This window comes from Synechococcus sp. R6-10 (assembly GCF_047461815.1).
GTDB lineage: Bacteria > Cyanobacteriota > Cyanobacteriia > Thermostichales > Thermostichaceae > Thermostichus.
Map to the genome: position 1 here is coordinate 1 of NZ_JANSHW010000449.1, position 513 is coordinate 513.

Here is a 513-nt window from a genome sequence, read left to right on the forward strand (position 1 = left end):
AGCTTTTCTGGATAAGCTGCAAGTCGGCCAGGAATTCTTCCGCGTTGGCATAGGCGTTGTCCACGGGGGGAGGGGTGGGCAAACAAGCGGAGTCGGCCAAGTTGCGATTGCGCTCCCGCGTTAACTCCAGCCGCCGCTGAATGTAGCTGAGCTTGAGGCGGTAGGGCTCTTGGCGGTATTGCAGCGAAAACGATTCGTAAACCTCAGGCATGAGGCGGTGATCCTGCTCAAGGGCATCCAGCAGTTGGCTGTCCACATCCCCCCAGTGCAGGGAAATGCTCAGGGTTTTGGTGAGAGCCTTCACCGATTCGATGTACTTGCCCAGGATGAGGTTGCGCTGATAGCGAGCCGTTTGCCAGGTAACATCGGCGGTGACGGAAGGGTTGCCATCCCGATCCCCGCCTACCCACGAGCCGAAGTTGCAAAATCCTGCCGGCGGTGGCTCGACGCTGGGAAAAGCTTTTTTCAGGCTGCGGCTGAGGTACTCGTGCAGCAGGGGGATGGCCTGAAACA

1 protein-coding gene is annotated in these 513 nt (G+C 58.9%); it reads right to left on the minus strand.

The features are described 5' to 3' along the window. Positions 1–513, minus strand: a 513-nt coding sequence (locus NW837_RS11990; RefSeq protein WP_414331808.1) for a phosphoenolpyruvate carboxylase, incomplete at both ends; no start/stop codon positions are given.